This is a genomic window from Bacteroidota bacterium (genome assembly GCA_016195025.1).
GTDB lineage: Bacteria > Bacteroidota > Bacteroidia > Palsa-948 > Palsa-948 > Palsa-948.
The window spans coordinates 45,611-59,170 of sequence record JACQAL010000015.1; the positions used below are offsets into that span (position 1 = coordinate 45,611).

Annotated in this window: 14 protein-coding genes; 6 read left to right on the forward strand and 8 right to left on the reverse strand. The window is 41.1% G+C overall.

Translation table 11 applies throughout. The features are described from left to right. Positions 1-2: 2 nt before the first annotated feature. The 5 genes from HY063_02335 to HY063_02355 are packed head-to-tail and all read left to right on the forward strand — an operon-like array spanning position 3 to position 4,259. Positions 3-677, forward strand: a complete 675-nt coding sequence (locus HY063_02335) for a tetratricopeptide repeat protein (GenBank protein ID MBI3500605.1) — start codon at positions 3-5, stop codon at positions 675-677. 46 nt (positions 678-723) lie between these two features. Further along, positions 724-1,131: a hypothetical protein gene (locus tag HY063_02340; protein MBI3500606.1), complete on the forward strand. Its 408-nt coding sequence runs from the start codon at positions 724-726 to the stop codon at positions 1,129-1,131. A 36-nt stretch (positions 1,132-1,167) separates the two neighbouring features. Then, positions 1,168-3,006 carry a protein BatD gene (locus HY063_02345; GenBank protein MBI3500607.1) on the forward strand — a complete coding sequence of 613 codons (1,839 nt, stop codon included), beginning with the start codon at positions 1,168-1,170 and terminating at the stop codon, positions 3,004-3,006. Next, positions 3,003-3,758: a tetratricopeptide repeat protein gene (locus tag HY063_02350; protein ID MBI3500608.1), complete on the forward strand. Its 756-nt coding sequence runs from the start codon at positions 3,003-3,005 to the stop codon at positions 3,756-3,758. Before HY063_02345 ends, HY063_02350 begins: the two co-directional genes overlap by 4 nt. Positions 3,759-3,764: 6 nt before the next feature. Continuing rightward, positions 3,765-4,259: a metallophosphoesterase family protein gene (locus tag HY063_02355; GenBank protein ID MBI3500609.1), complete on the forward strand. Its 495-nt coding sequence runs from the start codon at positions 3,765-3,767 to the stop codon at positions 4,257-4,259. Between the two features lie 54 nt (positions 4,260-4,313). Here HY063_02355 and HY063_02360 read toward each other — a convergent pair whose 3' ends face one another. The 8 genes from HY063_02360 to HY063_02395 form a co-directional block, all read right to left on the reverse strand. Then, positions 4,314-4,694 carry a DUF1987 domain-containing protein gene (locus HY063_02360; protein ID MBI3500610.1) on the reverse strand — a complete coding sequence of 127 codons (381 nt, stop codon included), beginning with the start codon at positions 4,692-4,694 and terminating at the stop codon, positions 4,314-4,316. A 26-nt stretch (positions 4,695-4,720) separates the two neighbouring features. Continuing rightward, complete coding sequence (locus HY063_02365) at positions 4,721-5,257, reverse strand: hypothetical protein (protein MBI3500611.1); 537 nt, start codon at positions 5,255-5,257, stop codon at positions 4,721-4,723. 128 nt (positions 5,258-5,385) lie between these two features. Continuing rightward, the gene (locus HY063_02370) at positions 5,386-5,721 is read right to left on the reverse strand and encodes a hypothetical protein (protein ID MBI3500612.1); all 336 of its coding nucleotides are present in this window, start codon (positions 5,719-5,721) and stop codon (positions 5,386-5,388) included. Between the two features lie 249 nt (positions 5,722-5,970). Next, positions 5,971-6,795: a DUF3108 domain-containing protein gene (locus HY063_02375; GenBank protein ID MBI3500613.1), complete on the reverse strand. Its 825-nt coding sequence runs from the start codon at positions 6,793-6,795 to the stop codon at positions 5,971-5,973. A gap of 180 nt (positions 6,796-6,975) precedes the next feature. Continuing rightward, positions 6,976-8,250, reverse strand: coding sequence for a serine hydroxymethyltransferase (locus HY063_02380; GenBank protein MBI3500614.1), 1,275 nt, complete (start codon positions 8,248-8,250; stop codon positions 6,976-6,978). A gap of 31 nt (positions 8,251-8,281) precedes the next feature. Next, a complete protein-coding gene (locus HY063_02385; protein MBI3500615.1) occupies positions 8,282-8,707 on the reverse strand; it encodes a GxxExxY protein in 426 nt (141 codons plus the stop codon). A gap of 543 nt (positions 8,708-9,250) precedes the next feature. Beyond that, the gene (locus HY063_02390) at positions 9,251-10,192 is read right to left on the reverse strand and encodes a carboxypeptidase regulatory-like domain-containing protein (protein ID MBI3500616.1); all 942 of its coding nucleotides are present in this window, start codon (positions 10,190-10,192) and stop codon (positions 9,251-9,253) included. A 39-nt stretch (positions 10,193-10,231) separates the two neighbouring features. Next, positions 10,232-10,555: a hypothetical protein gene (locus HY063_02395; protein MBI3500617.1), complete on the reverse strand. Its 324-nt coding sequence runs from the start codon at positions 10,553-10,555 to the stop codon at positions 10,232-10,234. A 321-nt stretch (positions 10,556-10,876) separates the two neighbouring features. Between HY063_02395 and HY063_02400 the strand changes: the two genes are divergently transcribed. Beyond that, positions 10,877-13,558, forward strand: coding sequence for a hypothetical protein (locus tag HY063_02400; protein MBI3500618.1), 2,682 nt, complete (start codon positions 10,877-10,879; stop codon positions 13,556-13,558). Positions 13,559-13,560 lie beyond the last annotated feature (2 nt).

Genomic DNA, 13,560 nt, shown 5'->3' on the forward strand with positions numbered 1-13,560 from the left:
AAATGAAAATAAAATTAAATTCTTCTGCCCGATTATTCGCCATTTGGCTGTTTATCGCCTACTGCCAACTGCCTGCTGCCTACTGCTATTGCCAGGATGACGAATCAAAACTTGTGCGCGAAGGAAATAAAAAGTACAAGGAAAATAAATTCAACGATGCGGAAAAAAATTATCTGAATGCGCTCGGCAAAAAAAACAATTCCTACAGAGGCGCATTTAATTTGGGGGATTCTTATTTCAAGCAGGGAAAATATAAAGAAGCGGCTGAACAATTTGAAGGACTTACGCAAACAAAAACCAGCAACGATACGCTGGCCAAAGTTTATCACAACCTCGGCAACGCTTATCTGAAACAAAAAGAATTTGAGAAAAGCATTAATGCCTATAAAAATGCGCTGAAGAAAAATGATGCCGATGAAGACACAAGATATAATTTAGCATTCGCGCAAAAAATGTACAAACAACAACAGGAACAGGAACAAAAAGATAATCCGAAAAAAATTGAACCCTCAGCATATGCAAAGAAATTAAAAGAGCAAGCAGACAAATTGGTAGATGAAAGAAAATATAAAGAAGCGCATAATCTCATGATGGAAGGACTTAAAAAAGACCAAACGGTAAATGCCTATCAAGCATACATAAAACGAATAAAAGATGTTACAGATGTTCATTATTAATATGAAAAGATTTTTTTTATTAACAGCATTCTTCTCTTGCAAAATAATGTTTGCTCAAACTGTTGATGATTATTTTCATTCATCTGCACAATTATTTATTCATGGCAAAAAAAACGAAGCAAAACAAAGATTACAGGAAGCAATTCAAAAATATCCTTCAGATACAAAACTGAGGGGACTACTTGCGAAAATAAAAGATGACGAAAAGAAAAACAATCAAGACCAAAACCAAGATAACAGCGACAGTGACAAGAATAAAAATCAGAATAAGAATAAAGACCAGAAAAAAGATAAACAGAAAGAAAAGCAGCAGCAGGAACAGCAACAAAATATTTCAAAAGAAGATGCGCAGCGTTTGCTCGAAGCAATGAACAACGATGAAAAAAAATTGCGGGATAAAATGAATGAGAAACGAGTGAAAGTGGCAAGTTCACAAATAGAAAAAGATTGGTAAAATCTACGAAAAACGAATTTGTACGAAAAATACGAAATGAGAAAAGTTAAAAAATATTTTTTCTTTTTAATTGCGCTTCTTGCAAGTTGTATTGTGAATGCACAAAAATTTACTGCGACTGCGAGCAAAACAAAAGTGACAGTGGGAGAAACTTTCCAGGTTGATTTCACCGTGAATGCAAGCGGAAAAAATTTTGTTCCGCCTTCGTTCAATGACTTCACTGTTTATTCCGGACCGAATCAATCCACGAGCATGCAGATTATCAACGGAAGCATTTCCCAATCCATTACGCTTTCCTATTATCTCGCTGCGAAAAAAGAAGGAACATTTACAATTGGCGCGGCCTCTATTACAGCAGGCGGAAATACACTTCAGTCAAACACTCTTTCCATTGAAGCAGTGAAAGGAAGCGCGCAGCAACAAACACAAACGCAGCAGGGAGGAAATCAAAATCAAACTTCCGCGCAGGCAAGTACAGAAAATCTTTTCTCAAAAACTTTTGTGAGCAAAACAAAAGTGTATGCAGGAGAGCAAATCACCATCACGCATAAAGTTTACACACGCATGAACCTGAAAGGATTTCAGGATGTGAAGTTTCCTTCGTACAATGGTTTCTGGGCGCAGGAAGTTCCGCGCAGCGCGCAGTATGAAGTTACGCAGGAAAATGTGGACGGAGTGAATTACAGCGTGGTGGAAATTAAAAAAGCATTTCTGTTTGCACAGCGAAGCGGAAAAATTGAAATCGAGCCGATAGAAATTCAATGCGTGGTGCGTGAGAAAACCGGAAAGCGAAATGATCCGTTCGAACAATTTTTCGGACACGATCCTTTCTTCGGTGGAGGATTTGATGCCTACAAAGATGTTTTATATACTGTAAAAAGCAATGCCGTAACGATTGATGTAATGCCGCTTCCCGAAGCAAACAAGCCCGCAGATTTTCCCGGAGCGGTTGGAAATTTTTCTATGAACGCAACGCTCGATAAAGACAAAGTGAAAGCAAACGAAGGAATTAATCTGAAGATTACTATTTCAGGAAAAGGAAATCTGAAACTGATTGACGCACCTAAAATGAATTTCCCCGATGAATTTGAAACGTATGACCCGAAGACAAATGAAAATATTTCTGTTACGCAGAACGGTGTTAACGGAAACAAAACATTCGAGTATTTAATAATTCCCCGGCACGAAGGCATTTATAAAATCCAGCCGAACAGCTTTACTTACTTTGACGCAGAGAAAAAAAATTACATAGCGCTTCCTGCAAAAGAATTTACGATTACGGTTGAGAAAGGCGCAGGAGGTTCTGCGAATAACACACCAATGATTTCAAGCGTGGCGAAAGAAGATGTGAAAATGATCGGAAGCGATATTCGGTACATCAAAACAGGAAACATCAACCTGATAAAAAAAGAAGAATTTTTTTTCGGTTCACCGGGTTTCATAGCGGGATTTACTGTTCCACCCCTGCTCTTCCTTGCATTTTTATTTTTACGCAGGGAACATATTCGCAGAAACAGCGATGCGGTGCTGGTCAGAAAACGCAGAGCAAGCGGAATCGCAAAAAAACAATTGGCGCTTGCTGAAAAATCCATGAAGAACAATGACAAAGAAAATTTCTTTGTGAATGTTCTTTCCGCACTTTATAATTATGTTGGCAACAAGATGAACATTTCCACTTCCGAGCAATCAAAAGAAAAAGTTATTGAAGTATTAAAGAAAAAAAATATTTCGGAAGAAACTATTAACGAATTAGTGAAACTTATGGATGAATGCGAATTTGCGCGTTATGCTCCGGGATTGCAATCAGGAAATTTACAAGAAGTGTACAACCGCGCAGAAAATAGTATAAATAAAATTGAAGATTCCATCTCATGAAATATTTTTTAAAAATATTGTTTCTTTTTTTCTTTGCTGCTAAAATGTTTGCTTCCGAACCGAAAATTATTTTGGACAGCGCAGGCATGGCTTACTCAAAAGGAAATTTTCAGAAAGCGGCTGAGCAATACGAAAAAATAATTTCGATGGGATATGAATCTCCGGAAATATATTTCAATCTCGGCAATGCATATTATAAACTCGATAATCTCGGAAAATCAATTTTAAATTACGAGAAAGCGAAAAAACTTTCTCCGCAGGATGAAGACATTGCATTCAATTTAAAACTTGCCAACCAGCGAACGGTAGATAAAATTGAACCTGCACCAAAACTTTTTCTCGATGACTGGTGGGATTCGCTCAAAAGTTCACATTCGGAAAAATCCTGGAGTATGAGAAGCATTGGTTGTTTTGTGCTATTCCTTTTCTTTCTCGGAATATTTATTATTTCCGGAAAATCCATTAACAAGCAATTTGGTTTCTGGCTGAGCTTAACTTTTTTTGTTCTCTTTGTTTTAACTTTCACCATTGCACGCGGACGCCACCACGATATTGTTATGCATGATTCCGCTGTGATACTTTCTTCTTCCGCGGAAATTAAAAACGCTCCTGCTGAAAGCGGCACAAAACTTTTTATCCTGCATGAAGGCGCAAAAGTTTCTTTTTCCGAAACAAACGGTGATTGGATTCGCGTGGAACTTTCTTCGGATAAAGTGGGATGGGTGAAAAAATCACAATTAGAATTTATTTAATTCAGCTTGACAAGAATTCTTCTTCTTTCCGACACGCATAATTTTCTTGATGAAAAAATTTTCAAGTACGCAGAAGCGTGCGACCAAATCTGGCATGCGGGAGATATAGGAACGGTGAAAGTTACAGATGAATTAAAAAAAATAAAACCAGTGATTGCCGTTTACGGAAACATTGACGGCATGGATGTTCGAAAAGAATTTCCGCTTCACCAGCGGTTTAAGTGTGAAAGTGTGGATGTATGGATTACTCATATTGGAGGGAAGCCAAACAATTATTTTCCTGACATAAGAAATATTTTAGAAATAAATCCTCCTAAACTTTTCATCTGCGGGCACTCGCATATTTGCAAAGTGATGTTTGATAAAAAACACAACATGCTTTACATGAACCCGGGCGCGGCAGGAAATTACGGTGCGCATAAAGTGAAAACGCTTTTGCGCTTCACCATTGATAAAGCAGAAATAAAAAATTTAGAAGTGATTGAAATCGGAAAATTGTAAAATAAAAAAGCCCTCATGAAAAATCACAAGGGCTTTTACTGAGTACCTGAAAAATTATTCTTCTATCTGAATCATTTTAAACGGAACATTGATGATTGCCTGGTAATCCTCGCCTGCCTCAAGCATATCTTCATCGTCCTGCTCGTAATACCAGTTAATGACTAATTGGTTTCCGTTTTTATGAATGGATTCGAGTTTCTTAAACACATCAAGAATACATTTAGACGAACTGGTGTTGAAATATTCCAGTTGAATATTTACAGTAGTTACATTCTGCGGTTTGGAGCCGTATTTTTCGAGCGACTCGACAATGGGTTTGTAAAACTCAATGGAGTTTTCAGGAATGCTTCTTCCCTTAATTTCCAAAAAACCCTTTTCAAAATCAAAATTGATTGCCGGGGTCTTCGGGGTTGATTCAATGTTTATCTTTTCCATAGTTATATGAGAGTTATATGAGGATTTTATATTTTTATATTTAAACTGAAAAATGAATACTTCTCGTCAATGGGCATGAAGTTGTAATTGAGTTTCTGTCCGGTCTTTCGTGCAATGTCTATCATTCCTAATCCGCCTCCTCCTTTTGCTGACATTTCTCCGTTTGCCAAAACTTTTTTGTAATATTCTTTTAACTGGTCGGGGTTCAGTGCATTTATTTCCTGAAGGCGGTTATCCAGCCCGGAAACATTTTCCATGCGAATATAATTTCCTGTAATGATGGTGTATTGGTTGTCCAGTTTTCCAATCATGAATATGGCGGAACGGGTGCGGTCGGTATTTACATCTACTTCGTCCATGTGGTGATAAAGATTCTGAAGGCATTCAACCAGCACATTGTATACTTTTTTCTTCACTTTGGGTTCTTCTTGCAGGTTATCCAATTTTGATTCCATGATTTGAAGAATGGACGTAAGCAATTCAGAAGTAATGTCCCCTTTAAAGGACAGCAGAATATGGTTGCGCTCCATCTTATCGTAGAAGTCGTAAATATCAAGCATCATACTTCGAACTCGGATTTATTCATTTGGAAATTATAACCTGACAAATATATAAATTAATTATGTATACGCGCGAAACAAAAAAATAGTTGAGTAAAATTTGGAATTACTTTTTTCTTCATTGAAAAAAATTACCCGTTGGAAGTTTCCTGCGCTTCCATCTGTGCAGAAACCGACACGCCCGATTCATGCCTTGCCCCGGTCATTGCCTCCCATTTTCCCACCACCATTGCAACTGCCCTGATTATTTTAACTCCTAATTGGCTGGCTGCTTTTTTAAGATCTTCTTTGGCTGCAGCGGGACTCATGTTCTTGCTTTTTTTCCAGAGCATGGTAGAAGGAAGATTATATGTAATAATGTCGCGTCCTCTTGTCGCTCTCCAACTCGACATATATCCCTTTGAAGAAAGTTCCTTTCTCACTTCCTCCTGCTTCTCGCTTACTTCAAAACATATCATTACATTCATAATGGTTTAGTGTTGTCTTCGTAAAAGTAGTATACGAAGAAGTTAATGTTTCAAAAATTTATCTCCGGCAAAATACAGAGCCCGTAAATTTTCGGACAAAAGTACAAAATTGATTTTAACTGCAAAATGCAAAATTATATTTAATAATTATCTCTTCCCCGCTTCTTACACAAAAGACAAAGACAAAAACCTGATGGATATGCTCAAAGCAAGTTTGGAAGTGAAGCGGAGAGCGTCCTGAAAATTCTTCTACTGGACTTTAGAATCCAATTTGTTTTTCAATCCTTTCCAACTGATGATTTTTGCTTTCACGCTGCCGACAAGAATAGGCGCTTCCACATAGAGCGGAATTTTATTTTTATCATCAGTCGCCCACACGGTCATGCCTTCTCCGCCTTTGAAAATAGTTCCTTCCACCAATTTCGGGCTGAACTTTATGCAATTGAAAACGGTCTTATCATCCATTTTCAATTTATCTTTTCCCAGATAGCGCAGGTAAAGATTGTAAACCTTGTTATCGAGAAAGAGCGTGATGCCCACCGTATCGTTCACTTTGCATTTTGAAAAATCCACACTGCGCGAATAATAAATCATGGTAAGCGGGTCGAATGCGCAGGGAGAAATAGCCACCGTATCGAGGCGCGGAGATTTTTTTTTCTCTTTGGTAACGCAGTATGCTTTGAGTTTACTGAAATTGAAAAAACATTCGTTGTAAAAAAAACGCCCGCCCTCCTGCACATCGCGGATATAGCGGAAGGGCTTGAGCGAAGAAGTATCCACCCATGCTTCAAACCGGTCGTGCACGTGATAAATCCAGTCGTACGAAGGAAAAGTTCCTCCTATTCCGCTCAACTTGTAGCAGGGAATTCCGTTGCACTCCGATGGCTCCGTCTTAAAAGTAACCTCACCCGCATTGAGCCAGATGAAACCCCAGTTGTAGGATGTTTCGTACACGAGTTCTTCGCCTGAGGAAAATGCCTCGTTGGTGATAGCGCAATCAATGCCTGAAAATTTAAACGAGAAGGAAAACAGGAAAAGAAAAAATAAAATCATTCCGCTGAACAACCATTTCATGCTGCAAAGTTAGTCAGGTTTTCGAAAAGAGATAAAGTCCCAAGCATCAAGTCCCAAGTCGCAAGTCCCAAGAAACAGCCAACAGCAACGGTCCGAACAAAGTTAACTCGTCTCCGACTTGTCGGAGCGGTGCCGTATTCCATCGGACAGATTCGCAGTTGATTCGTTATCCGCACATTTCTACCATGCGAACAGCGGGTACTTCTTCATCCACTTGTTCACTTCTTTTTTCACGGAAGAGATTTTCATTTCATCCTCCGTGTTCATCAGCACCTCGTCAATCAGCGAAACAATTTTCACCATATCTTTTTCTCTGAGCCCGCGCGTGGTAACGGCAGGCGTTCCTATTCTCATGCCGGAAGTAACGAAGGGTGATTTATCATCGAAGGGAACCATGTTTTTGTTCACCGTGATGTCGGCTTTGATGAGCGCGTCTTCGGCTTTTTTTCCGGTGAGGTTTTTATTGCGAAGGTCAATCAACATACAGTGATTATCGGTTCCGCCTGAAATGATATTGTAACCTCTATCTAAAAACGCTTTTGCCATGGCGCGCGCGTTCTTCACCACTTGCGTTGTGTATTTCAGAAATGATTCTTCGAGCGCTTCTCCGAATGAAACTGCTTTTGCGGCAATCACATGTTCCAAAGGTCCACCTTGAGTTCCCGGAAAAACTGCTCCGTCCAAAACTGCCGACATCATTTTGATTTCTCCTTTGGGAGTTGTTAATCCCCAGGGGTTCTGAAAATCTTTTCCCATCATAATAATTCCACCGCGCGGACCGCGCAAAGTTTTATGAGTGGTTGAAGTTACGATGTGGCAATGCGGAAGCGGGTCGCTCAATAATCCGCGCGCAATCAATCCGGCAGGATGCGCAATGTCTGCCATGAGCAAAGCGTTTACAGAGTTGGCAATTTTCCGCAGGCGCGCATAATCCCAATCGCGCGAGTAAGCCGATGCACCGCAGATAATCAGTTTAGGTTTTTCCAGTTGCGCTTTTTTCTCCACTTCGTCATAATCCACTCTGCCGGTTTCTTTGTTCACGCTGTAGAAACACGGCACATATAATTTGCCGGAAAAGTTTACAGGCGAGCCGTGCGTGAGATGCCCTCCGTGAGAAAGATTGAAGCCGAGAATTTTATCTCCGGGCTTGAGCACACCGAGCATGACCGAGGCATTTGCCTGCGCGCCCGAGTGCGGCTGAACATTCGCCCACTGGGCATTGAACAATGTTTTTATTCTTTCAATAGCGAGGTCTTCTACTTTATCCACCACTTCGCAGCCGCCATAATATCTTTTATGCGGAAGCCCTTCGGCATATTTATTTGTGAGGACAGAGCCCATGGCACGCATGGTTTGCTCGCTCGCAAAATTTTCGGAAGCGATGAGTTCGAGCCCGCGCAGTTGGCGCGCGCGTTCTTCTTTGATGAACTGAAAAATCTGTTTGTCGGGTTTCATGGAGGTTACTAATAACGAATGATTACGAATATTACAAATTATTGTGTTCGGGTGATTCCGCTTTTTCTTTATTCAGTAATTCTATATTGAGCACTCTTTTAAATTTCACTTCGCTTCTGCCAAAAGAAACTAAGATTCCTAATTTAAAATTGGAAACAACGAGGTAGTTTTGCAATTGCTCAAAGTGTGATTTTGTAAATCTATCTGAAGTTTTAATCTCTACAACTATTTGATTGTTTATTAAGAAATCAAAATAGTTTTTTCCTACAATACTCTTCTTAAATTTTACAGGAAACAAAAGTTGCTCTTTTATCTCTAACGATGCATTCTTCAAAGAAATACCAAATGCTTTTTGAAATACTTTTTCCCTATGGCCTCCGCCAATTTCGTTAAAGGTTTCAAAAGCGCAGCCAACAATTTTATAACTTAGTTCAGGATATAACAAATCTACTTTCATCCATTATAATATTCATTGGCATTCGTTATTAATCACCAGCAAACATACGAAATCACCGAAAAGCGAAATCAGGCGGAAAGTTGGAAGGTTGGAATAATGGAAGGTTGGGAATGGTTAATGGTTAATGGTTAATGGTTAATGGTTAATGGCAGGTTGATGTTGTTAGATTATAGTTTCGGGTGAAGGGATTGGAGATTAGGAATGGTTAATGGCAGGTTGATGTTGTTAGATTATAGTTTGTGATGACGGTGTGGCAGTTTCATGTGAAGGAATTAAGGATTTAGGATTTTAGATTAAGGATTTGTCGTGTGAAATGATATTTGATAGTTGTTAGTTGATGGTTGATAGTTGAGGAAATCAGGATTTAAGATTAAGGATTAAGGATTAAGGATTTTAGATTGAGGATTTATGTTGTGGAATGATGGTTTTGCCACTGATTACGCTGATTTACACTGATTGGATGATGGTTTATAATGCTAATATACTAATTGATACTAATGAAACGAATGATACAAATAATAATACGAATACTATACATTTGGTTTATGGTTTTTCCATTTGGATATCGGCATCTGTCATGCTGCTGGTTCTGACGGAGACCTGCGTGGTGTTGGTTTTGTAACCGGCTTTTGTTATTTCGAGTTGGTAGTTGCCTTCGGGAATCCGTTTGAAGGAGTAATGACCGGAGCGATTGGTGCGTGTGGTGCGTGTATCGTCTGGCGGGGCAGTGGTGCGAGCGCGGAAGCCGCTTGCGAGGACGCCTTTGAGTGAGACGAGCGCGCCTCCGAGGGCTGCGGTGGTGAGTTTGTCGGTTACGGTGCCTTTGACGCCTGTTTTTCCTGCGGTGTCAATTATTTTGCGTGCGTTGTGGTAGGCGGTGTAGAAATCGTGGTGAGAGGTTTTGAAGGTTTCGATGTTGTTATCGAGTTTTCGTTTTAGTTGTGTGTGGAGTTGTTCGATGATGGTTTCGATGTCGGAGGTTGCGGTTTTTGTTTCGGTGCGCGCGGTGCGGGGTGCAGATATGATGGCGTTGAAATCGGAGATTGCCTGTGTGAGGGCTGCGATGGTGGCTGAAGTGATGCCGTAGTTGGCGAGGTTTGCGAGGTTGTTGTTTGCTGCATCTCTGACTATGGTTGTTTTGTCTATAAGGAGTGTGTCGCGTGCGTGGAGGAGGGCTGATTTTGTGTAGTTGACGAGTTCGTAGAGTTGGTTGTTGTTGTTATCGGCTGCATAGGATTTGATGGCGGAGATGTGCGTGATTGCTATGTCTACGAGTGTTTTGCGTTTTGTGTTTTTATCTTTTGTTGTGCCTGTTGATTTTTGTTCCTGCTGCTGGCGGGCGGTATTGAGGTTGCCGATGAGGACTCCGAAGGCGTTGAAATTATTTGTGAAGACGGTGTTTGATTGCCAGTCGGTTTGATGGTTGATGCATATTTGTTGTGTGGTGAGGCACATGGTGCGGAAGTTTTCTTGGTGGTCGTTCATGGTGAAAAGTTTTAAAGTTGGGGGTTGGGAGTTGGGAGTTTATTTTTGAAGGATTGGTTTGGGGGTTGCGATTCCGTTTTCGAGCACTTTTGGTCTTTTGTTTATTATTTTTTGGGCTTCTTCTTCACTGATGAAAAAAAAGTTTTCCAAGTTACCTCCCGCTGCGGGAATTACAGAAATAAAATTCGGGAAAAGAAGTTTGGAACGCTCATTCTTGAAATTACAGAGAGTAACTTCGGTGATGCCTGCGTCTTCAGCAATTTCTTTTTGGCTTTTAGAACTTGTACGGATTAAGTTGCGGAGTTTTTCTTCGTAATACTCTGCGCGTTCTTTTGCGGTGAGCAATTGGTGCGAATTCATCATTCGCGAATATTAAATTCTCTTTTCAATAAAGCATTAAAGGGGGCTTTAATAAATGATATACCATCGGTAGTGGGGAATCCGAAAATGGGACAAGGGACATGGGGCAAGTGGCAAGGGAAATTCACCCGTCCCCTGTCCTCTGTTCCTTATCCCTCCGTTCGCAAACCTGATTTGTTTCAGAATAAAAAGAAAAGAAGGCAGCGAGGATGCTATGCTCAACGGGGGTTTTGGCTTGCAAAAAATATCTGCGCTTTTACGAAACCTTTTTTTTCCAACTGCGTAACATTGCGCGATTGCTTTCTTCTAACTAAAAATATTCTCATGAAAAAACTTTTCCTCTCCTCCGTAATTGCAATTACCATTCTGAGCGCAGCGCAGAATATTATTGCGCAGGGCACCTGGGTTGCCAGCGGAAACAACATAGTATACACTATGAGAAATGTGGGAATCAACACCGCCTCGCCCGCAGCCCCGCTCGATGTAAACGGTTTAATAAATTCGCTGAGCATGAAAGCGCAGAATGCGAACTTTGCAACGGCAGTGGTAACAGGAAATTTTTCTGCTGGCAGTTTGAATGTGAGCGGCAATGCAGCGGTCAATGGTTCGTTGTCAGTAGCCAGCGGACAGTTTTCAGTTGGAAACATTTCGGTAAACGGCACTCCTGCAAACAGCAGCATCACTTCTTCATCTGGAATAATAAATTTTGCAAGCAATAATTTAACAACGGGCGGAACTATTTCTTCCACGAATATTTCTTCGCTGCAAAATGAAGCCGATACGAACACCTCTCACATTTCCAATCTTCAATCAGCAATCAGCAATATTCATTCTTCGCAGTGGAGCAGCAATCCCGATGGCAGCATATCATTCAACGGAAATGTGTTTGTAAAAAACTTAGGAGTTGCCAATGCCGTTTCCATAGGAAGTTTCCGCTTCTCAAACGGCAGCAACCAGATTCAACCTATTATTACCGACAGCATCCGCACGCCTTATGCCATGGCGCTTTCTTCGGGAGGGCAGAAAATTTCTCTCAATGCCGACAGTGTTTCAGTGGGAAACAGCGTGCGTGTAGATAACGGGCAACTGAATGTTGCGGGAAATATTTCCGCCAGCGGAAACATTTCTTCAGGCACTCTTACGGCAGGCAGCATTGTAACTTCGCAACTCACCATTGACACGCTTCACGCGCTCAGCCGCGTGGCAGTGAATCATTCGCTGCTGCTTACAAAAGCAACAGCAAATAATTATGCCGAAGTTTCCACTACAAGCAGCAATGTGGATTTGGTATTGCAGGGCGATTCGGCAAAGAGAGTAGGCATTGGCACTACTTCTCCCACTGAAAAACTTACGGTGCAGGGCAACGGAAAATTTTCGGGCAATGTTACCGCCAACTGCGTGAACGCAAACTGCCTTCACGTGGCAGGTCAAACGCAGTTTGACAGCGTGAAAGTGGGAAGTAAAATTCAGTTGGGAAATTCACTTAACATTTATGGCAGCGGCTCGTCTTCCGGTTTTTACAATATGCTTTTTACGGATTTAAGCCAGTTCAGCAATCCTGACCCCAATCTTTATATTCAAAGCATACCAGGCACGCCACCCATAACGAGTTTGGGACCTGCTCCCTTCAACACAATTCTTAATTTTAACAGCGTGGGAAATGTGGGAATCGGAAAGGATAATCCGCAAGAGAAATTAGATGTGACAGGCAATGGAAAATTTTCAGGAACGATTGATGCCGCAAACTATTTAAAGAACGGCCAGCCGTTTGCAGGCGAATGGATAACTGCATCAAACGGAACAGATGTTTACAATACCAATTCCGGTCATGTAGGAATCGGAACAAATAATCCGGTTCGTGAACTGCATGTTTATACCGAACATGTAATTCCCAATCCTCCACCCTGCCCGCCCAGTTGTTTTGCGGGCACGCATAACGGAATGCGGCTGGAAGATAAAACCACCATTGGAAGCGCTCCTCCGGTAATTACCGCGTATGACATTGCTCCCATTAACGGAACACTATATATAAGTAAAGCCGATTTATCTGACCCTCATAAGATAGACGAGAAACTCGTAATCCAGTCAAATGGCTTTGTGGGAATCGGGCATGGCACACCGCAGGCGGAACTGGACGTAAAAGGCAGCGGGCTTTTTTCAGGCAATGTGGGAATAGGAACTACTACACCTCTTGCGAAATTAGATGTAAGAGGCGGTAATGCTCTTTTTTCTGGTAGTGTAGGAATAGGCATTACAAACCCGCAGGGCTGCATGAATGTGGTGTGCCCCATTCCCGTGGCGCAGGATGCCAAGCACCAGATTTTTACTGCGGAGAATGCGCAGGTGGGCTCGCCTTATTTTTCAGTGCTTAATGATGGAAGCGTGGAAGCAAGCGGTACAATTAATGCCGCAAATTATTTAAAGAACGGAAAATCTTTTGCAGGCGAATGGGTGACTGCTGCGAATGGAAAAGACATTTACAATACGAATAGTGGGAATGTAGGAATTGGAACAAGCGCTCCGCAAGCCCCCTTACATATCTATGGCTCCGGTGACCAGTTTATTGATATAAGTTCAAGCAGCGGTAGTTCTTACACTAGATTATTGGCAGTAACAAGCAATAGCAAAACAGAATCCCAGTTGCAATACAAAGGCACTTTTGGTATCTATGAACTTGGAGGAACTGTAAAATTATTTATCGATGGAAGCGGCAATGTTATTTGTGACCATCTTTTTACCAAGGTGCTTGACGTTGCGCCCGATTATGTTTTTGAAAAAGAATACCCGCTCATGCCGCTCGAAGAAGTGGAAAAATATAAGGATAAGTTCAAGCACCTGCCCGATGTGCCCAGCGCAAAGGAATTTGAAAAGAATGGCATGAGTGTGGGAGATTTTTCCCTCGTGCTTTTAAAGAAAATAGAAGAACTTAGTTTATACACAATAGAATTGCAAAAGCAGAATAAAGCAATGGAAGAAAGAATTGTAAAACTGGAGAAAGGAAAATAAGT